The organism is Pseudomonas sp. WS 5079 (genome assembly GCF_012985465.1).
Classification (GTDB): Bacteria; Pseudomonadota; Gammaproteobacteria; order Pseudomonadales; family Pseudomonadaceae; genus Aquipseudomonas.
This window is the reverse complement of record NZ_JAAQWN010000007.1, coordinates 40,264-59,957: the sequence shown is the minus strand read 5'-3', so window position 1 is coordinate 59,957 and position 19,694 is coordinate 40,264. Positions and strand designations below refer to the sequence as shown.

The 19,694-nt window shown below is 61.0% G+C and carries 17 protein-coding genes; 8 read left to right on the top strand and 9 right to left on the bottom strand.

What is annotated here, in order from left to right; all coding sequences use genetic code 11:
• Nucleotides 1-3: 3 nt before the first annotated feature.
• On the bottom strand, nt 4-789 hold the full coding sequence (locus HBO05_RS19060; protein ID WP_169955024.1) for a transporter substrate-binding domain-containing protein: 786 nt from the start codon (nt 787-789) through the stop codon (nt 4-6).
• Nucleotides 790-1,043: 254 nt separating this feature from the next.
• Between HBO05_RS19060 and HBO05_RS19055 the strand changes: the two genes are divergently transcribed.
• The 5 genes from HBO05_RS19055 to HBO05_RS19035 all read left to right on the top strand — a co-directional run bounded on the left by HBO05_RS19055 (nt 1,044) and on the right by HBO05_RS19035 (nt 6,278).
• On the top strand, nt 1,044-1,745 hold the full coding sequence (locus HBO05_RS19055) for an FCD domain-containing protein (RefSeq protein WP_169955023.1): 702 nt from the start codon (nt 1,044-1,046) through the stop codon (nt 1,743-1,745).
• A gap of 120 nt (nt 1,746-1,865) precedes the next feature.
• Entirely contained in the window at nt 1,866-2,195 is a 330-nt protein-coding gene (trxA, locus tag HBO05_RS19050) for a thioredoxin TrxA (RefSeq protein WP_169955022.1), read from the top strand.
• A gap of 232 nt (nt 2,196-2,427) precedes the next feature.
• A complete protein-coding gene (rho, locus tag HBO05_RS19045; RefSeq protein WP_003176825.1) occupies nt 2,428-3,687 on the top strand; it encodes a transcription termination factor Rho in 1,260 nt (419 codons plus the stop codon).
• Between the two features lie 156 nt (nt 3,688-3,843).
• On the top strand, nt 3,844-5,310 hold the full coding sequence (ubiD, locus tag HBO05_RS19040; RefSeq protein WP_038444369.1) for a 4-hydroxy-3-polyprenylbenzoate decarboxylase: 1,467 nt from the start codon (nt 3,844-3,846) through the stop codon (nt 5,308-5,310).
• Nucleotides 5,310-6,278, top strand: coding sequence for a CDP-6-deoxy-delta-3,4-glucoseen reductase (locus tag HBO05_RS19035; RefSeq protein ID WP_170057557.1), 969 nt, complete (start codon nt 5,310-5,312; stop codon nt 6,276-6,278). The genes ubiD and HBO05_RS19035 overlap by 1 nt, the downstream gene beginning before the upstream one ends.
• A gap of 203 nt (nt 6,279-6,481) precedes the next feature.
• Here HBO05_RS19035 and HBO05_RS19030 read toward each other — a convergent pair whose 3' ends face one another.
• Complete coding sequence (locus HBO05_RS19030; protein WP_172313719.1) at nt 6,482-6,958, bottom strand: sn-glycerol-3-phosphate transporter; 477 nt, start codon at nt 6,956-6,958, stop codon at nt 6,482-6,484.
• A gap of 326 nt (nt 6,959-7,284) precedes the next feature.
• On the opposite strand from HBO05_RS19030, the gene HBO05_RS19025 reads away from it, so the two are divergent.
• The gene (locus HBO05_RS19025; protein WP_170042105.1) at nt 7,285-9,672 is read left to right on the top strand and encodes a TonB-dependent receptor; all 2,388 of its coding nucleotides are present in this window, start codon (nt 7,285-7,287) and stop codon (nt 9,670-9,672) included.
• Nucleotides 9,673-9,698: 26 nt separating this feature from the next.
• Complete coding sequence (locus HBO05_RS19020; protein WP_172313717.1) at nt 9,699-10,364, top strand: gamma-glutamylcyclotransferase; 666 nt, start codon at nt 9,699-9,701, stop codon at nt 10,362-10,364.
• Here the strand turns inward: HBO05_RS19020 and glpT are convergent.
• Nucleotides 10,348-11,685: a glycerol-3-phosphate transporter gene (gene glpT, locus HBO05_RS19015; protein ID WP_057440450.1), complete on the bottom strand. Its 1,338-nt coding sequence runs from the start codon at nt 11,683-11,685 to the stop codon at nt 10,348-10,350. The genes HBO05_RS19020 and glpT overlap by 17 nt on opposite strands.
• Nucleotides 11,686-11,973: 288 nt before the next feature.
• Nucleotides 11,974-12,954 (bottom strand): NADPH:quinone oxidoreductase family protein, encoded by a 981-nt coding sequence (locus HBO05_RS19010; RefSeq protein ID WP_169955017.1) that lies wholly within the window; start codon nt 12,952-12,954, stop codon nt 11,974-11,976.
• 149 nt (nt 12,955-13,103) lie between these two features.
• Here HBO05_RS19010 and HBO05_RS19005 point away from each other — a divergent pair, with 149 nt between their 5' ends.
• Entirely contained in the window at nt 13,104-13,511 is a 408-nt protein-coding gene (locus HBO05_RS19005) for a flagellar basal body-associated protein FliL (RefSeq protein WP_169955016.1), read from the top strand.
• 62 nt (nt 13,512-13,573) lie between these two features.
• On the opposite strand, the gene HBO05_RS19000 is transcribed toward HBO05_RS19005, so the two are convergent.
• The 5 genes from HBO05_RS19000 to HBO05_RS18980 all read right to left on the bottom strand — a co-directional run bounded on the left by HBO05_RS19000 (nt 13,574) and on the right by HBO05_RS18980 (nt 19,507).
• Complete coding sequence (locus HBO05_RS19000; protein ID WP_169955015.1) at nt 13,574-14,023, bottom strand: hypothetical protein; 450 nt, start codon at nt 14,021-14,023, stop codon at nt 13,574-13,576.
• A 150-nt stretch (nt 14,024-14,173) separates the two neighbouring features.
• Nucleotides 14,174-15,292, bottom strand: coding sequence for an ABC transporter permease (locus HBO05_RS18995; RefSeq protein WP_169955014.1), 1,119 nt, complete (start codon nt 15,290-15,292; stop codon nt 14,174-14,176).
• Nucleotides 15,292-18,009: a ribosome-associated ATPase/putative transporter RbbA gene (gene rbbA / locus HBO05_RS18990; RefSeq protein WP_172313715.1), complete on the bottom strand. Its 2,718-nt coding sequence runs from the start codon at nt 18,007-18,009 to the stop codon at nt 15,292-15,294. Before rbbA ends, HBO05_RS18995 begins: the two co-directional genes overlap by 1 nt.
• Nucleotides 18,006-18,971 (bottom strand): HlyD family efflux transporter periplasmic adaptor subunit, encoded by a 966-nt coding sequence (locus tag HBO05_RS18985; RefSeq protein WP_169955012.1) that lies wholly within the window; start codon nt 18,969-18,971, stop codon nt 18,006-18,008. Before HBO05_RS18985 ends, rbbA begins: the two co-directional genes overlap by 4 nt.
• Nucleotides 18,972-19,057: 86 nt before the next feature.
• Nucleotides 19,058-19,507, bottom strand: coding sequence for an EVE domain-containing protein (locus tag HBO05_RS18980; RefSeq protein WP_169955011.1), 450 nt, complete (start codon nt 19,505-19,507; stop codon nt 19,058-19,060).
• Nucleotides 19,508-19,694 lie beyond the last annotated feature (187 nt).

Genomic DNA, 19,694 nt, shown 5'->3' with positions numbered 1-19,694 from the left:
GCCTCACAGGTCTGCCGGCAACGGTTCTTTGAGCCACTGCATCGCGTTTTTTTCCAGGCTGCCGTCAGCCTTGGCGGCGACCAGGATCTGGTTGACCTTCTCCAGCAGCGCCGGCTCGTTTTTGTTCACGCCGACATACACCGGCGAATCCTTGAGTTTGACTTTCAACGCCGGCACCCGCTTGGGGTTGCGCGCGCTGATCGCCACCATCACCACGTTGCCACTGGCGATCAGGTCTACCTGGCCGGCGAGGTAGGCGGCGATGGTCGAGTTGTTGTCCTCAAAGCGCTTGATCGTGGCTTCCTTGGGCGCGACGGCGGTCAACTCGATATCTTCGATGGCGCCGCGGGTTACGCTGATGGTCTTGCCCTTGAGGTCGTCGAGGCTCGCGATGGCCGCGTCAGGTGGGCCAAATACCGCGAGATAGAACGGCGCGTAGGCTTTGGAGAAGTCGATGACCTTCTCGCGCTCCGGGTTCTTGCCCAGGCTGGAAATCACCAGGTCCACTTTGCCAGTGGTGAGGAACGGGATGCGATTAGTGCTGTTGACCGGGGTCAGCTCCAGCTTGACCTTGAGTTGCTCGGCCAACAGTTTGGCGGTGTCGATATCCAGGCCGCGCGGCTTCATGTCGGGGCCGACCGAGCCGAACGGCGGGAAATCCTGGGGCACCGCGACCTTGAGGGTGCCACGGGCGACGATATCGTCCAGGCCATTGGCCTGGGCTGGCGCCTGGCTGAGCATCAGGCTGGCAAACAAGGCAGTGAGCAGGGCGCTGCAACGCTTGGTCATGGCAACTCTCCGAAAAGGGTGAAGGGATTTTCTGAGTTTGCCCAGTGCACAGCCCATGCCATGACGCCCTGAAACGGTTGCAAGGCAGGATTTAATGGGCTTGCAGCGGTCTTACTGGTCTGAACAGTCAGCCGCTGTTTCGCACTCTTTTCGAGCGCCGGCAAAACCGCACGAGCCCCTTTGGGGCGTGGCTTGCGGGCTGCCGAGAATAGATTTACAACTAGTCTTACTGTTGACTAAAACCTCGGGTTTTTATGAATTCCATCGCCCAAGCCGTACCGGAAGCGGCCTTGCAAGCCATCCGCAAACTGATCAAGCAACAGGGCTTCGGTCCAGGTGATGCATTGCCTTCCCAGCGGGACCTGGCGCTGCAACTGGGGGTCAGTCGTGCCTCGTTGCGTGAGGCCTTGTCATCGCTCAGCGCCCTGGGGTTGGTCAGCGTGCAACCGGGCAAGGGCGTGTTCGTGCAGGCACCACCGGCGGGTGATATGGGCGGTGTGGCCTGGCCGTTTACGGCACAGGCTAGCCCGTTGGATATCTTCCAGTTGCGTTACGCCCTGGAGGGTTTTGCTGCGGGGCTGGCGGCCATGACGTTGACCACCGAGGAACTGGATGGGCTCGAAGACAATGTCCAGGCCATGCGCCGGGAGCTCAAGGCCGGTGATTTCGAGGCCGCCGCACGGCTGGACTTCGCTTTCCACCAGCGCATCCTGTTGGCCAGTGGCAATCAGGCGATGGTGAGCATCCTCAGCGCCAGCGCCGAGGTGTTCCTGGAAAGCCAGAAACTACCGTTCATCCGACCGGAGCGGGCGATGGAAACCTGGCAGGAGCACCGCAAGATCCTCCGTGCCCTGGCCCGGCGCAGCAGCGCGGCGGCGCACAAATCCATGCAGGAGCACGTGCGTAACGCGGCGCTGCGTACGGGGATCGCCTTTATCACCCCGGTAGCCTCCTGACCCGGCCATATCCAAAATGATGGCGTCCCATAGCAAGAGTCAATCAGCGGCGGCTTCCTGAACGAAGGAAGGGCGGCTATGATGGGCAACGTTTTTTTTGCTTACAACCCGGAGACATCCATGAGCAGCGATCTTATCAAGCACGTCACCGACGCGACCTTTGATGCCGAAGTCCTTCAGGCCCAAGGCCCGGTGCTGGTTGACTACTGGGCTGAGTGGTGCGGCCCTTGCAAAATGATCGCCCCGGTCCTGGACGATATCGCAGCTACCTACGAAGGCAAGCTGACCATCGCCAAGCTGAACATCGACGACAACCAGGAAACCCCGGCCAAGCATGGCGTACGTGGTATCCCGACCCTGATGTTGTTCAAGAACGGCAACGTCGAGGCCACCAAGGTCGGCGCGCTGTCGAAGTCGCAACTGCAAGCTTTCCTCGACGCCAACATCTAAGCGTCGTCAAAAAGCCCCGCAAATTGCGGGGCTTTTTCGTGAAACAGGGCTAGACGCTCCCAAACTCAGGTGGTACATTCGGCCCCGCACTGGTTTCTCCACTGCCCCCTGCAAGCCGTCGCCGACGCATTCCTTTCGATTAGTACGCGATCCTGTCGCCTTCTCTGCGGCGCGGCCTCATTAAGCCAAAAGCTTAATTCCCCCCCTCTATAAATGATTACGTCATTCCTATATGAATCTGACTGAACTCAAGCAAAAGCCGATTACCGACCTGCTCCAACTGGCCGAAGAAATGGGCATAGAAAATATGGCCCGTTCGCGCAAGCAGGACGTGATTTTCTCCCTGCTGAAAAAGCACGCGAAAAGCGGCGAGGAAATCTCCGGTGATGGCGTGCTGGAGATTCTCCAGGACGGCTTCGGCTTCCTCCGCTCTGCAGACGCCTCCTATCTCGCCGGCCCAGACGATATCTACGTCTCGCCGAGCCAGATCCGTCGCTTCAACTTGCGCACCGGTGACACCATCGTTGGCAAGATCCGTCCTCCAAAGGAAGGCGAGCGTTACTTCGCCCTGCTCAAGGTCGACACGATCAACTTCGATCGTCCCGAGAACGCGAAGAACAAGATTCTCTTCGAGAACCTGACGCCGCTGTTCCCGACCGTGCGCATGAAGATGGAAGCCGGCAACGGTTCCACTGAAGACTTGACCGGTCGTGTGATCGACCTGTGCGCCCCGATCGGCAAGGGCCAGCGTGGCCTGATCGTCGCACCGCCGAAAGCCGGTAAGACCATCATGCTGCAGAACATTGCAGCGAACATCGCGCGTAACAACCCTGAAGTTCACCTGATCGTGCTGCTGATCGATGAGCGTCCGGAAGAAGTGACCGAAATGCAGCGCACCGTGCGCGGCGAAGTGGTTGCCTCGACGTTCGATGAGCCGCCAACCCGCCACGTGCAGGTTGCCGAAATGGTGATCGAGAAGGCCAAGCGCCTGGTCGAACACAAGAAGGACGTGGTGATCCTGCTCGACTCCATCACCCGTCTGGCCCGTGCCTACAACACCGTGATCCCGAGCTCCGGCAAAGTGCTCACCGGTGGTGTCGATGCCCACGCCCTGGAGAAGCCGAAACGTTTCTTCGGCGCCGCGCGTAACATCGAAGAAGGCGGCTCGCTGACCATTATCGCCACCGCGCTGGTTGAAACCGGCTCGAAGATGGACGAAGTGATCTACGAAGAGTTCAAGGGTACCGGCAACATGGAGCTGCCATTGGACCGTCGCATCGCTGAAAAACGCGTGTTCCCGGCCATCAACATCAACCGCTCCGGCACCCGCCGCGAAGAGTTGCTGACGGCCGACGACGAACTGCAGCGCATGTGGATCCTGCGCAAGCTGCTGCACCCGATGGACGAAGTTGCCGCCATCGAGTTCCTGATCGACAAGCTGAAAACCACCAAGACCAACGACGAGTTCTTCCTGTCGATGAAGCGTAAGTAATACGACGTTTCAGGTCCGAAAGAATGGCGCCCCCAGGGGCGCCATTTTTTTTCGTGCGTTTTTTAAGCATGTTCCAAACGCAAATACGCCGCGATAAGCTGCCAGCCGCCCTCAGAGCAGGTAGGATGTACGCCTATTTTACGGGTGGCATGGTTAATGAAATTCAAGGATCTTCGGGATTTCGTGCAGCAACTTGAGCAGCGCGGAGAGTTGAAACGTATTCAGGTGCCGGTTTCCCCGGTCCTGGAAATGACTGAGATTTGCGACCGCACCCTGCGTAACAAGGGCCCGGCGCTGCTGTTCGAGAACCCCACAGGCTTTGATATCCCGGTGCTCGGCAACCTGTTCGGCACGCCCGACCGGGTGGCGTTCGGCATGGGCGCCGAGTCGGTCAGCGAACTGCGCGAGATCGGCAAGCTGCTGGCGTTCCTCAAGGAGCCCGAGCCGCCCAAGGGCCTCAAGGATGCCTGGTCGAAGCTGCCGATCTTCCGCAAGATCATTGCCATGGCGCCCAAAGTGGTCAAGGACGCGGTGTGCCAGGAGGTGGTCATCGAAGGCGATGACGTCGACCTGGCAATGCTCCCGGTGCAGACCTGCTGGCCCGGCGACGTCGGCCCGCTGATCACTTGGGGCCTGACCGTCACCAAGGGCCCGAACAAAGACCGCCAGAACCTCGGCATCTACCGCCAGCAAGTGATCGGCCGCAACAAGGTGATCATGCGTTGGCTTAGCCACCGTGGCGGCGCGCTGGACTTTCGTGAGTGGTGCGAGAAGCATCCCGGCCAGCCGTTCCCGGTATCTGTCGCCCTGGGCGCCGACCCGGCCACCATCCTCGGGGCCGTGACGCCGGTGCCGGACAGCCTGTCCGAATACGCCTTTGCCGGCCTGTTGCGCGGCAACCGCACTGAGCTGGTGAAGTGCCGTGGCAACGACCTGCAAGTGCCGGCCACCGCCGAAATCATCCTCGAAGGCGTGATTCATCCGGGCGAGATGGCCGATGAAGGCCCCTATGGCGACCACACCGGCTACTACAACGAAGTCGATAGCTTCCCGGTGTTCACCGTCGAGCGCATTACCCACCGGATCAAGCCGATCTACCACAGCACGTACACCGGCCGCCCGCCTGATGAGCCGGCGATCCTGGGTGTGGCGCTGAACGAAGTGTTCGTGCCGATCCTGCAGAAGCAGTTCCCGGAAATCACCGACTTCTACCTGCCGCCGGAAGGCTGCTCGTACCGCATGGCCATTGTGACCATGAAGAAGTCCTACCCGGGCCACGCCAAGCGCGTCATGCTCGGTGTGTGGTCGTTTTTGCGACAGTTCATGTACACCAAGTTCGTTATTGTCACCGATGACGACATCAATGCCCGGGACTGGAACGATGTGATCTGGGCCATCACCACGCGCATGGACCCCAAGCGCGACACAGTGATGATCGATAACACGCCGATCGACTACCTCGACTTCGCCTCGCCGGTGTCGGGCCTGGGCTCGAAGATGGGCCTGGATGCCACCCACAAGTGGCCGGGTGAAACCACCCGCGAGTGGGGCCGGGTGATCGTCAAGGATGAAGCCGTGACGGCGCGTGTCGATGCGATGTGGAAAGAATTGGGAATAGATTGATGCGTGTAACCCTGCAACCTTCCGGTGCGGTCCTCGACTTGCAGCCGGGCGAGCGGATTCTTGAAGGTGCGCGGCGCTTGGGCTACGAATGCCCGCAGGCGTGCCGCAATGGCGTGTGCCACGTGTGCGCGGCCCTGTTGGTCGAGGGCCGGGTGCAGCAGGCCGGCGAGGTGCGCGATCATGGCGAGTTCTACACCTGCATCGCCGAGCCGCTGGAAGATTGCATCGTGCTATGGGATGGCGTGTTGGCGCCGGGGGAGTTGCCGGTGCGCAAGCTTGCCTGCCAGTTGAGCGAGTGCGTGGACCTGGGTGGCGATGTGTGGCGCGTGCGCCTGCGTGCGCCGGCCGGCAAGGCGCTGCGCTACCACGCTGGCCAGTACCTGATGATCGAGCGCGAAAACGGCGAGAAATCGGCGTTTTCCCTGGCGTCGGCGCCCCATGCCGGGCGCGAGCTGGAGCTACATGTGCTGGTGCGCGAAGACAGTGCCCGCAGCCTGATCGAGCAGTTGCAGCGCAACCAGATGGCGCGGGTCGAGCTGCCGTTTGGCGATACCCACCTGGCCGAGCTGCCCGACGGGCCGCTGGTGCTGATCGCGGCCGGCACCGGCATGGCGCAGATGCACAGCCTGATCGAGCACTGCCGGGCCAGCGGTTTCAAGCACCCGGTGCATCTGTACTGGGGCGTGCGCCGTCCCGAAGATTTCTACCAGGTCGAACACTGGGAGCAGTGGCAGCAATTGCCCAACTTGTTCCTGCACAAAGTGGTCAGCGACCTGTGCGGTTGGGAAGGGCGTTGTGGCTTGTTGCATGAGGCGGTGTGCGAGGACATAACCGACCTCAAGGCTGTGCATGTCTACGCCAGCGGTTCGCCGGCGATGATCTATGGCACGCTGGATGCGCTGGTCAACGCCGGCATGGATGCACATCAGATGCGTGCTGACGTGTTTGCCTACGCCCCTCGCGCCTGAGGCGCCGATCAAACTGTGGGAGCGGGCTTGCCCGCGATAGCGGTGTATCAGTCACCGACGATATTGACTGAACCAACGCTATCGCGGGCAAGCCCGCTCCCACAGGGGATCTGCGCATGGCAGGGAATTTTGGTACCGCCACAAATCAAATATGGGGGCGGGCAAGCTCCCACATCGGATTGCGTCTACTCAGGTGCGCGGCCTCAGAAGCGCACGCCCGTGGTCACCATCGCCGCATTGAACCCCAGCAGCACAAGCTCTGCCGCTACCGGCCCATAGTGCGCGCCTACCGACGGAATGATCACTGGTGCCACGCCGTAGCGGTTCAGCGGGATCTTGTCGCGGTATTTGCCGCGATAGCCCTGGATCGCCCCGCCGGTCAGCTTCAGGTACACCGGATAGTTGGCCATGTCATAGCGCTTGCCCGCATAGGCGTAATACGAGCGCTGGCGAAACGAGTTGCGAAAGGTCGCACCGCCATACACCCACCCCGAAGCGTCATTGCGCTCCAGGCCGATCAGGTCCTGGTGGTTGTTGTGCTCGGGGTCCGGCGCAAAGTGCCGGGTGTAGACGCTGGTCTGGGCGTACCAGAAGCCTGTGTCGTCGTTGGCGGGTGTTTCGGCGGCCAGGGCGGTGGTGGCCTGCGCCAGGAGCAGCAGGCTAGAAAGTCGGTTTTTCATGGGGCGACCTCGATAGTCGGTTAATGCGCGGCTAAGTGGGGTCGTGACGCGGGCCCATCTTGAGGCCAGGCCGCCCGTAAAGGCTGAACCGGTGCTGAAACAACGACGTTTACCGGGGCAATCCTGACGAATGGGGCCCATTGCTTATGCTTTCTCTTATTCTTAAAAGATATTTATTCGTCAAGATAAATATCATTAAGCTATATGTCATCGGGCCACCGACTTTCTGCCAATAACCAGTAAATGACCGCCACCGTCCGCCACACGGATCGATCGTATGAACTCAGGGCATTGAAGTTCTGACTTTTGATTGCAAGGGGAGCGGTATGGGGAGCTACAACAAACACGCGCTGTACACGGCGATTTTGTCAGCCAATTTGCTGACCGCCGTGGGATTCAATCCAGTGATTGCAGCTGAAACGACGACTGCGGACGCACCAAAACTCGACACGGTGATTGTCACCGGCACTCGTGCCCAAGAACGCACGGCCAGCGCCTCACTGTCACCGATTGATGTTATTTCCGGCGAAAGTCTGCGCAGTACCGGCTCCGATGAACTGGGTGCTGTACTGGCGCGGCTTATTCCTTCCATCAACTTCCCACGCCCCAGCCTGGTGGACGGCGCCGAACTGGTGCGCCCGGCGCAACTGCGCGGCCTGTCGCCGGATCAGGTGCTGGTGCTGGTCAATGGCAAGCGGCGCCACACCAGTGCCTTCGTCAACCTGGGCGGGGCGGTCGGTCGCGGTTCGGCCCCGGCAGACTTGAATGCCATCCCGCTGTCGGCGGTCGACCATATCGAAGTGCTGCGCGATGGCGCGTCGGCCCGCTACGGCTCTGACGCGATTGCCGGGGTGATCAACGTGATCCTCAAGCAGACCGACCATGGAGGCGCGGTTTCCAGCAAGTTCGGGCAATACAAGAAAGGCGACGGGATCCAGCGCAACATCAGCGGCAATACCGGCCTGGCAGTGGGCGAGAACGGGTTTATCAACCTCTCCGCCGAAGGCGCCGACAATGACTACACCAATCGCGCCGGCCACGATTACCGCCCGGCCAGCGTCGGCTCTACCACGTACGGCCAGCGAGTGTTCCGCCAGGGCGAACCCTCCACCAACGAAGGCAAGCTGTGGTTGAACGCCGGCTATGCCTTCAACGATGCTGCCGAGTTCTACACCTTTGGTGGCTACAGTAAGCGGCGCGGCGAGACGGCGGCGTTTTACCGGGCGAGCAATGCGTCCAACAACATCCCGGCGCTCAACCCCAATGGCTACTTGCCGCTGATCCGTGGCAACCTCGAAGACACCTCGCTGGTGGCCGGCCTGCGTGGGCAGTTGGCGTATGACTGGCACTACGACCTGTCGGCCAACTACGGCAAGAACCAGTACGAACTGCGCACCGAAACCATCAACACCTCCCTGGGCCTGGCGACGCCGCGCAAGTTCGACAACGGCACCCTGAGCAACGAACAGAAGCAGCTCAGCCTGGACCTGTCCCGGGAGTTCGACCTTGGTTGGTTGCCGTACCCGGTGTCGGTGGCCTTCGGTGGTGAGTACCTGCACCAGGGCTATGAGATTGAAGCCGGTGAGCCGGCGTCCTACTACCAGACCGGCAGTTCGGGCCTCGGCGGTTTCCGTGATGCCGACGCCGGCAGCACCTCGCGCCACAACTGGGCGCAATACCTGGACCTGGAAACCAATTTCACCGAGAAGCTCGGGGTTTCGGCGGCGGTGCGCCATGAGGACTACAGCGACTTTGGCTCCAACGTCAGCGGCTCGCTGTCGGCACGCTATGACTTCACCCCGCAGGTGGCCCTGCGCGGCAGCATTTCCAATGGCTTTCGCGCACCGTCCCTGGCCCAGCAGAACTTTGCCTACACCTCGTCGCAGTTGATCGGCAACACTATCCAGGAAGCCGGCACGTTCCCGGCCACCAGCCAGGTCGCCCGCCTGCTCGGCGCCGAAGACCTCAAGGCCGAAAAGTCGCGCAACTACAGCCTGGGCCTGGTGCTGGAGCCCGCGGATAACCTGACGGTGACGGTCGACGTGTACCGTATCGATATCCGCGACCGTATCAGCCTGTCGTCCAACCTCGCGCTCAACGCGGCGACTCGCGCTTATCTGCAGGCCAACGGTGTCGGCAACATCGACTACACCACCGCCCGTTACTTCACCAATGCCACCGACACCAGCACCGATGGTGTCGACCTGGTGGCCAATTACCGCTACCAACTGGATAACGGCATCCGCTGGAACAGCACTGTGGGCTACAACTACAACCACACCAAGGTCACGGACGTGAAGGCCAACCCGGCCATTCTCGATAGCCTGGGCGCCAACCTGGTGCGGGTCGACCGGCGCGAGCGCATCGGCTTGCTGGGCGACACCACGCCCCAGCACAAGCTGAGCCTGGCCAACGATTTCACCTTCGGCAACTGGGCGCTGCACAGCAACCTGGTGCGTTATGGCGAATTCACCAGCTACCAGGCAGACAAGGTCAACGACCAGACCTTCAAGGCCGCCTGGGTGCTGGACCTGTCGGCTGACTACAAATTGCACAACTGGACCTTCACCGTGGGCGGCGACAACGTGACCGACAAATACCCGGAAAAGCTCAATGCCTACGCCAGCAGTGGCGGCAACCTGGCCTATAGCACTTTTTCGCCTTACGGTTACAGCGGCGCGTTCTATTACGGTAAAGTCGCCTATAACTGGTAATGCACAGGAGACCTAAGCGATCTGCCATGACCGTTATTGAATCCGAACGTCTGCAATTGGCTTACCCACCGCGGCTCGATCTGGGGCCGCAACTCACTCACGAACAATTGATGAGCTCGATGCAAGCCACCATGGGCCTGCACAAGGGTGGGCCGGTCTGGCTGTTTGCGTATGGCTCGCTGATCTGGCGTCCCGAGTGTTCGGCGACCCAGCGCCTGCGCGCCCGGGTCCATGGGTATCACCGGGGCCTGTACCTGTGGTCCCACGAGCACCGGGGCACGCCGGAGTTGCCGGGGCTGGTGTTTGGCCTGGATCGTGGTGGCTCGTGCAGCGGCTTTGCCTACCGCCTGCCGGAGGATCAACTGGAGGCCTCGCTCTATGCCTTGTGGCAGCGCGAGATGCCTTACCCATCGTATCGGCCACATTGGCTCAGTTGCCGGCTTGAAGACGGCAGCCAGGTGCAGGCGTTGGGTTTTGTGCTGGAGCGGCACCTGCCCAGCTACGCCGGCAACTTGCCCGACAGCGTGCTGAACCAGGTATTTGAAAGCGCTTGCGGGCGTTACGGCACCACTCGCGATTATGTCGAGCAGACCGTCAACGCCCTGCGTAGCCACGCCATGCCAGATAAAAATCTGGAGGCGCGGCTCAAGCGATGTGCCAAAGGCGTCGTGGCGATTAACGCGCCGAGCTGACGCTATTGGTGTGCCACAGGGTTGGGATCAGGAACGCGATGGCCAGCAGGCACGCGCCGATCAGCAGCACAAAGCCGCCGTCCCAGCCGAAGTGGTCCACGGTGTAGCCCATGGCCGCACTGGCCGCTACCGAACCGCCCAGGTAACCGAACAGACCGGTAAAGCCTGCCGCCGTACCAGCGGCTTTCTTCGGCGCCAGCTCCAGCGCCTGCAGGCCGATCAACATCACCGGGCCGTAGATCAAAAAGCCAATGGAGAACAGCGCGATCATGTCGACCATCGGGTTGCCTGGCGGGTTGAGCCAGTACACCAGGGTCGCCACGGTCACCAGGGCCATGAACACAATGCCGGTCAGGCCACGGTTGCCACGGAATATCTTGTCCGACATCCAGCCGCACAGCAGCGTGCCGGGAATCCCCGCCCATTCGTAGAAGAAGTACGCCCACGACGACTTGTCGACGGTGAAGTGCTTGGCTTCCTTGAGGTAGGTCGGTGCCCAGTCCAGCACGCCATAGCGCAGCAGGTAGACGAACACGTTGGCGAAGGCGATGTACCAGAGCATTTTGTTGCGCAGCACGTACTTGACGAAGATTTCCTTGGCGCTGAATTCGTCTTCGTGGCTGGCGTCGTAGCCTTCCGGGTAGTCGTTCTTGTACTTCTCGATAGGCGGCAGGCCCACCGACTGCGGGGTGTCGCGCATGGTGATGAAGGCAAACGCCGCCACTGCCAAGGCTACGGTGGCCGGCACGTAGAACGCTGCGTGCCAGTCGTTGAACCAGGCCATGCCCAACAGGAACAGCGGGCCGATCAGGCCGCCGCCGACGTTATGCGCCACGTTCCATACCGACACCACGCCGCCGCGTTCTTTCTGCGACCACCAGTGCACCATGGTCCGCCCGCTCGGGGGCCAGCCCATGCCCTGGGCCCAGCCGTTGATGAACAACAGAATGAACATCATGGTCACGCTGGAGGTTGCCCAAGGCGCGAAACCGAAAATGAACATCACCCCGGCCGAGACCAGCAGGCCAAACGGCAGGAAGTAGCGCGGGTTGGAGCGGTCGGACACCAGGCCCATGAGGAACTTGGACAGGCCGTAGGCAATGGCGATTGCCGACATGGCCAAGCCCAGTTGACCACGGGTGTAACCCTCGTCGATCAGGTACGGCATGGCCAGGGAGAAGTTTTTGCGCAGCAGGTAGTAACCTGCGTAGCCAAAGAAAATACCGGCGAAGATCTGCCAGCGCAGTCGTCGGTAGGTACTGTCGATCTTTTCTTCAGGCAGGGGTGCCTGGTGTGGGGCAGGACGAAAGAAAGCAAACATTCAAGAGCTCCAAATTTCTTGTTTTGACTGCGGATGCGAATGTTACAGTTTCGTTACCGAAAATAGCATCGCCTCTTATCCGCAAACACAGGAAACCGGAGTAATTGCATGTTCTTTTACGAACATGTCGCCAATAGACAAGTATGGGTCGTAACCAGATTCTTCAGAACACCGCAGACCCACTGTAGGAGCTGGCTTGCCTGCGCTAGCGGTGGATCAGTTACCAACGATGTAGCTGGCCCACCGCTATCGCAGGCAAGCCAGCTCCTACATTGATTGCATTTCAAATCACTGGCGGACCTGCACGACCACCTTGCCCACCGCCCTGCGTTGCCCCAGGTCATTGATCGCCTGCGCCGCGTTATCCAGCGGATATACCTGCGACACCAGCGGCTTCAACTTGCCCTGCGCATACCAACTGAACAACTGCTGGAAATTCGCCGCGTTATCCTGCGGCTGGCGCTGGGCGAACGAACCCCAGAACACCCCGAGCACCGCCGCGCCCTTGAGCAGCGCCAGGTTCACCGGTAGTTCAGGGATGCGCCCGCTGGCAAACCCCACCACCAGCAGGCGGCCGTTCCAGGCAATGGCGCGGATGGCCTGGTCAAACAGATCGCCACCCACCGGGTCGTAGATCACGTCGGCGCCGTTGCCATCGGTCAGGCGTTTGATTTCATCCTTGAGGTTGCTTTCGCTGTAGTTGATCAACTCATCGGCCCCGGCAGCCTTGGCCACGGCCAGCTTGTCGGCGCTGCTGGCGGCGGCGATCACCCGGGCACCCATGGCCTTGCCGATTTCCACGGCGGCCAGCCCGACGCCACCGGACGCGCCCAGTACCAGCAGGGTCTCGCCAGCGGCCAGATGGCCACGTTGGGTGAGGGCGTGCATCGAGGTGCCGTAGGTCATGCTGAAGGCAGCGGCGGTATTGAAATCCATGCTCGGCGGGATCGGCAGCACGTTATAGCCCGGCACCGCGACCTGCTCGGCAAAGCTGCCCCACCCGGTCAACGCCATGACCCGGTCGCCGACCTTGAGGTGGCTGACCTTTTCCCCGACCTCGCTGACCACACCTGCCGCTTCGCCACCCGGCGAGAACGGGAAGGGTGGCTTGAACTGGTACTTGCCCTCGATGATCAGCGTGTCCGGGAAATTCACCCCGGCGGCGTGCACATCCAGCAGGATCTCGTTCTTCTTGATCGCCGGGCTTTCGACGTCTTCCAACACCAGGGTTTCGGCAGGGCCGAAGGCTTTGCACAGCACGGCTTTCATCGGACTATTCCTTTTGGCGTATTGGCCGATAAGTGTAGGTGGGTAAGGTCACGGGTCAACGAGCATGCCCCGGCCTGATAAGTCGCCATAAGCTTGTGCTCTGCCTTGCTAGCGTTATGCTACTGGCCACCGAATATGAGGAATGAACTGTGAAAGCGTGGATCCTGTTGATGCTGGCCCTGACGTTGCCGATGGCAGCCCATGCCGAAGAAGCCAAGGAAGGCGAAGCGCCCAAGGTCAGCTATTACAGCCTGACGCCGCCTTTTGTCGGCAACTACGCCCTGGATGGCGGCCCGAAACTGCGGGTATACAAGGCCGACGTGGCCCTGCGCGTGACCGGCCCGGAAGCGGCGGCGGCGATCAAGGCCAATGAGCCGCTGATTCGCAATCAACTGGTGGCGTTGTTTACCCAGCAGACAGTCGAGAGCATGGGCAGTGTCGAGGGCAAGGAGAAGTTGCGCCAGGAAGCGCTGAAGCAGGCTCAGCAAGTGATGAACGATGAGACGGGCAAGCCGGTGGTTGAGGATTTGTTGTTTAACAACCTGATCATTCAATAGGTCCGAGTGGGGGGACTTTTGATGGTTTAAAAAACCAGCAACTAAGTTGCTGGTTGTAATAGTTAGTACACAGTGAGCTTCAGTATTTTTCTATCTGTTCTCCATACTCCCTCGGGGGGCGCGTCGAAGATAAAGTAGAAAGTGAAAAATAGTGCTGTGTTGGCTGTTTGGTAGCTCATTGATGAACCCCAAGAGTGCCATTGGCCATCTTGTGGAGGGTTGACTGACAATGTGGGGCCGCTGGGGCCGTCGGTGTCTCTGGTGATTTCGAAGCGGGGGTTTTTACCCGTTACCGCAGTACGCTCGAATAGATATCTGAGCGCAGTTATCGTGTAGACATTACTTCTCCAGGTGTATTCAACCTCTATCGCTCCTTTATATCCATGCAATGAATACTCCCCTGTAACTGTTGTTTTTCCGTTGGGGTTATTCGAGTCGATCTTAATCTCTATGACCTCTGGGGTGGCAGCGTCGCTGGAGCCACTGTTATCCGAATCTGATTTATTGACCATTTTCGCTCTCCCGGGGTGCTTCGGCGATAAGTTCGTGGTTGGCTGTTCAAGCTAACAAGGGGAGAGGAATGCCGGCTACTGTCATAAATGACAGTTTTTTATTTTGTTTTTTAATAGGCTTAGTGGTTTTTATAATTTACAAGTGATAGTTCAAGACGCCAGACTCTTCCTGAACCGCGCCAACGCCACCGCAAAAAACAGCAACCCAATTCCCGCCAGCGCCAGCAAATCCGGCCACACCACGCTCACCCCCGCATCCCGGAACAGAATCGCCGCACTCAAACTCACAAAGTGCGTGGACGGCGAGCCCTGCATCACCCATTGCAACCATTCGGGCATGCTGTCCAACGGCGTACTGCCGCCTGATAACAGCAGCATCGGAATGATCACCGGGATCGCCAGCAAGCCGAACTGCGGCGTCGAGCGGGCGAGGGTGGCAAGGAAGATGCCCAAGGCGGTGCTGGCAAACAGGTATAACGCCGTCACCAGCAGGAACAGGCTCAACGAGCCGGCCAGCGGCACGCCGAGCAGGCCCTTGACCACCACTTCCAGGGACAGCCAGGTACACAGCACCACCACCAGCATATTGCTCCAGATTTTTGCCAGCATGATTTCCAGGGCGGTCAGCGGCAGCACCAGCAAATGGTCGAGGGTGCCGTGCTCGCGTTCGCGCAGCAGGGCGGTGCCGGTCAGTACGATGGCGAGGATGGTGATGTTGTTGACGATCTGGATCACCGCCAGGAACCAGCCACCTTCCAGGTTGGTGTTGAACAACGCGCGGGTGGTGAGGGCCGCTGGCGCGCGCTGGCTGGCGTCGGACTGGCCGCCGTAGGTCAGCAGTTCGCGCTGGAAAATCCGCCCGATATAGCCCGCGCCCATAAACGCCTGGCTCATGGCCGTGGCATCCACGTTGACCTGCACGCTCGGCTGGCGTCCGGCCAACAGGTCGGCCTGGAAATTGGCCGGCACGTTGATCACGAAAGTGTACTGGCCGCTGTCCATGACCTTGTCCAACTGGTCGTAGGGCAGTGGCACGGCAGGCTGGAACTCCGGTGGCTGCAGGGCTTCGGCCAACTGGCGCGACAATTGGCCGTGGTCTTCATCGACAAAGGCCACGCTGGCGTTATGCACGCCAATCACCGAGCCGGCCGCCGGCATGTAGATGGCGACGGTGAAGGCATAGAACAGGAACAACAGCAGCACGCTGTCGTGGCGCAGGCTGGTGAGCTCTTTGACTCCCAGGCGCAGGATATGGGCGAACTTGTGCATCAGGCCTCCTGCTTCTTGAGCATGACCAGGCTCAGCCCGGTGAACCCCAGGAAAAACCCGAACAGCGCCAGGCACTGGGGCCACAGTTGGCGCAGGTCCAGGGCTTTGGTGAAGGTGCCGACGGCGACATCCAGGAAGTAACCGGCGGGAAACAGCATGCCCATCAGCGCCGCCGCCCCTTCCAGGGACGAGCGCGGCACGATCAACCCGGAGAACTGGATGGTCGGCAGGCTGGTGATAATCATGGTGCCGAGGATCGCCGCGATCTGGGTGCGGGTGAACGCGGAAATCAGCAGGCCCATGCTGGTGGTGGCCAGCACATACAGCAGGCCGCCAAACGCCAGGGTCAGGCCGCTGCCCTTGAACGGCACGCCGAACAGCCAGCGGTTCATCGCCACCAGCAAGGCCAGGTTGATCAGGCTGATCACCAGGTACGGCGCCTGTTTGCCAAGGAGGAACTCCAGGCGGGTAAGGGGCGTGGCGTAGAAGTTGGTGATCGAGCCCAGTTCCTTCTCGCGCACGATGCCCAGGGCGGTGAGCATGGCCGGGATAAACGCCAGGATCAGCGCCATCACACCCGGGCCGATGGCATTTACGCTGACCACGTCCTGGTTGTAGCGAAAGCGCGTTTCCAGCTTGGCCGCGGCCGGTTGGGACAGCGGTGTGCTGTTGAGTTCGGCCAGTTGCTGCAGGTTGGCCTGGTGTACGGCTTCTACATAATTGCGGCTGGTCTCGGCGCGAAACGGCATTCCTCCATCGAGCCAGGCGGCCACCGCTGGTTGGCGCCCGGCGTAGAGGTCGCGGCCAAAGCCGGGCGGAATTTCCAGGGCCAGTTTGATTTCCGAACGTTGCAGGCGCCGGTGCAGCTCGGCCGAATCAGTGATCGGCGGCTGTTCGGCGAAGTAGCGCGAACTGCGAAAGGCCTCCAGATAGGCGCGGCTTTGCGGCGTCTGGTCTTGGTCATACACGGCGAAGGCGAGCTTCTCCACGTCCAGGGAAATGCCGTAGCCGAAGATCACCATCATGAAAATCGCCCCGAGCAGGGCAAAGGCCATGCGCACTTTGTCGCGCAGCAGTTCCTTGCCTTCACGGCTGGCCACCGCCAGCAGGCGCGCCAGGCTGAAGCCGCGCTTGCTGACGGGCGGCGTGGTCGGCGTGCTGACGCTCGCGCTGGGCGCGGCGGTTTCCGGGGTTTGCTGGGCTTGCTCCAGGCAGGTGACGAACGCGGCTTCCAGGGTATCGCCGTGGAATTGTCGTTGCAGGGCGTCTGGCGTGTCGCAGGCCAGCACCTTGCCTGCGTGCATCAACGAGATGCGGTCGCAGCGCTGGGCTTCGTTCATAAAGTGGGTGGAGAGGAAAATCGTCACCCCTTGCTCGCGGGACAACTCCACCAGCAAGCGCCAGAAATCGTCGCGTGCGGCGGGGTCCACACCGGAGGTGGGTTCGTCGAGGATCAGCACTTCCGGGCGATGCAGCACCGCCACGGCCAGGGACAGGCGCTGGCGCAAGCCCAGGGGCAACTCGCCGGAGGGTTGTTCGGCGACGCTGCCTAGGTCAAAACGCTGGATCAATTCTTCGATGCGTGGGCCGCTGTCGGCCTTGGGCAGGTCAAATAGCTGTGCGTGCAGCACCAGGTTCTGGCGCACGCTGAGTTCGCCGTACAGCGAGAAGCTCTGGGACATGAAACCCACGCGCTTGCGGGTCGCCAGGTCCTTGGCATTCACCGGGTTGCCCAGCAGCGTGGCGCTGCCTTCACTGGCCGGCATCAGCCCGGTGAGGACTTTCATGGTGGTGGTCTTGCCGCAGCCGTTGGAACCGAGAAAGCCGAAGATCTCGCCACGGCCAATGGCGAAGCTGACTTTGTTGACAGCGGTGAAGTCGCCAAAACGCAGGGTCAGGTCGTGGGCTTCGATGGCGATATCGGTGTTGTCGTTAGCCCGAGGGGGGATCACCAGCGGCTGGTTGTTGTGCGCGCTGTCGCCCTGGAAATGGGTGAAGGCTTCATCCAGCTTGCCACTGGGCGTAACAGCAGCCAGGTCACGGCTCAGGCCATCGGCAATCAGCTTGCCGCGGTCGAGCATCAGGCAGTGCTCGAACTGCTCGGCTTCTTCCATGTAGGCCGTGGCCACCAGCAGCGTCAGTTGTGGGCGCTCGCTGCGTACGGTTTCTACCAGTTCCCAGAAGCGCCGGCGTGACAAAGGGTCGACGCCGGTAGTCGGTTCATCGAGGATCAGCAGGTCCGGATCGTGGATCAGCGCGCAGCACAGCCCCAGTTTTTGCTTCATCCCGCCCGACAGCTTGCCCGCCGGGCGGTCGGCGAAGCGTGCCAGGTCGGTGGCCAGCAACAGGTTGTGCATGCGCTGGTCGCAATCGGCTGTGGACAGGCCAAACAGGGTGGCGAAAAAACGGATGTTCTCGCTGATAGACAGCTCTGGATACAGGTTGCCACCCAGGCCCTGGGGCATGAAGGCGATCAACGGGTACAGGCTGTTGCGGTGGCGGCGGTCTTCGATGGAACCGCCCAGCACCTGCAAGTCACCGGTCTGCAGCTTTTTGACCCCGGCGATCAAGCCCAGCAGGCTCGACTTGCCCGCGCCATCGGGGCCGATCAGGCCGCAGCGGGTGCCGGCCGGCAGGCTGAAGGCGATGTCGATCAGCGCCTGTTGCTTGCCGTAGCGGTGGTTGATGCCCGTGGCGTGCAGCGCCAGCCCGTTCATTGCAGGTTGGCCGGCCAGTCCAGGTCGGCAGTGCGCACATAGCCGGCGCCGGGCATGCCGGGCTTGGCCTGGGGCACGGCGCTTGGTTGAGTCAGGCGCAGCTTGACGCGAAACACCAGTTTCTGGCGCTCGTCGCGGGTTTCCACTTCTTTGGGGGTGAACTGGGATTTGGCCGCGACAAAGCTGATTTTCGCTGGCAGCGGCTGATCCGGGAGGGCATCGAGCACGATCCGCGCTTCACTGCCCACGGTCAGGCGACCGGTGACGGAGGCGGGCAGGTAGAGGTTCATGTACTGGTCATTCGGATCGATCAGCAACAACACCCGCCCACCGGCGCCGAGCACTTCGCCAGGTTCGGCCAGGCGCAGTTGAATGATGCCGTCGATGGGCGCGCGCAGGCTGCTGTCGTCGATTTCGCTGGTCAGTTGCGCCACTTGGGCCTCGGCGGCACCAATGGCGGCCTTGACCGCATTCACCTGGGCCTGGGCGGCCACCACCGCCGCATTGCCGGTGTTCTGGCGTGCCTGCTGCTGGTCGATCAACTGCGCGCTGGCGAAGCCGCGGCGGTACAGCTCTTGGGTCCGCTTGAGTTCCTGGCTGGCCAGCAGGTTCTCGCTCTGGCGCAATTGCACGTTGGCTTCGGCAGCGGCGAAGTTCTCCTTGGCGCGCAGTACTTCGGCTTCGGCCTGGGAACGCTGGGCTTCCAGGGTGCGGGTGTCGATACGCGCCAGCAGTTGGCCCTTGAGCACCTTGTCGCCTTCATCGACCCGCACCTCGGCCAAGCGGCCGGGGATCTTGGTGGCGATCTGCACTTCGGTGGATTCCAGTCGGCCGTTGCCCATGCTCAAGCCTTCCGGCAGGCGGTCGAGGGTGGACTTCCAGTAACCGAAGCCGCCGGCGGCCACCAACAGCAAAATCAGGAGAAAGGCGAAGAATTGCGAACTGCGATGTGACGTCGACATGGGTGCATCCTGCGGTGTTAGCGTCCTAGTTTGCCGGGATCGTAACCGATAGCCGTTGATACCGGTCAAATGAATACCGTTAGGCGTTAGCGCAGCGCCATGACCGCCGCCCATTGCTCCGCCGTCACTGGCATCACTGACAGGCGACTGCCTTTTTGCACCAGCGGCAATTCGGCCAGGGCCGTCTGTTGCTTGAGGTAGCCCAGCCCGAGGACTTTGGGGAAGGTTTCGACGTGGGCCACGGTGATGGCGCTCCACGGATTCTTCTCGGTGGTGGCCTTGGCATCGAAGTAATGGCTATCAGGCTCCAGCGCGGTCGGGTCGGGGTAAGCCGCTTCGATGATTTTCCCTACGCCGGCAATGCCCGGTTCCGGGCAACTGGAGTGGTAAAAGAAGAACGCGTCGCCCACGGCCATGGCCCGCAGGAAATTGCGCGCCTGGTAATTGCGCACGCCGTCCCAGCGCGCCTCGCCGAGTTTTTCCAGGCCCTTGATGGACAGCTCATCGGGCTCGGATTTCATCAGCCAATAGGCCATGGTTTTGCTCCTTTGCAGGGGATTGGGCAGCTTGTCTGTCAATTTCATGACAAACCGACGGTCGGTTGACGCCAAGGTTTGCGTGTTGGTTCACGTTAACGCAGAATGCCGGGATTTTAAGCTTGACGCAGCTGGAACGGACTACTTTGGAACGTTGCTGTCATCGTGTGTGATATGCCTGAAGGGG